The 562-nt window shown below is 63.5% G+C and carries 1 protein-coding gene; it reads left to right on the plus strand.

The annotated features are described in order from the left end of the window. Nucleotides 1-562: hypothetical protein (locus tag HPT30_RS00775; protein WP_175369665.1), on the plus strand; the 562-nt coding region annotated here is incomplete at both ends.

Consider the following 562-nt stretch of genomic DNA (forward strand, 5'->3'; position numbering starts at 1 on the left):
ATAACCGGTGAAACTGGTGCTACGGGTGCAACCGGGGCTACTGGTGCAACGGGTGCACAAGGAGATCCAGGAGCTACTGGAGCCACCGGAGCCACAGGAGTGACCGGAGCGACAGGTGACACTGGTGCAACAGGTGACACAGGAGCAACTGGAGCGGCTGGAGCAACTGGAGCAACTGGAGCAACAGGTGACACAGGAGCAACGGGTGCGATCGGAGCGACAGGTGACATAGGAGCGACGGGTGCGACCGGAGTGACAGGTGACATAGGAGCGACGGGTGCGACCGGAGCGACAGGTGACACAGGGGCAACGGGTGCGACCGGAGTGACAGGTGACACAGGAGCAACGGGCGCGACCGGAGCGACAGGTGACACAGGGGCAACGGGTGCGACAGGAGCTACAGGTGACGCAGGAGCGACGGGTGCAACAGGAGCAGCAGGCGTGACCGGAGCAACAGGTGACGCAGGAGCGACGGGAGCAACTGGAGCGGCTGGAGTGACTGGTGCAACAGGTGACGCAGGTGCGACAGGAGCAACTGGAGCAACAGGTGACACAGGGGCAA

It is taken from the genome of Paenibacillus agri (assembly GCF_013359945.1).
GTDB lineage: Bacteria > Bacillota > Bacilli > Paenibacillales > Paenibacillaceae > Paenibacillus_AQ > Paenibacillus_AQ agri.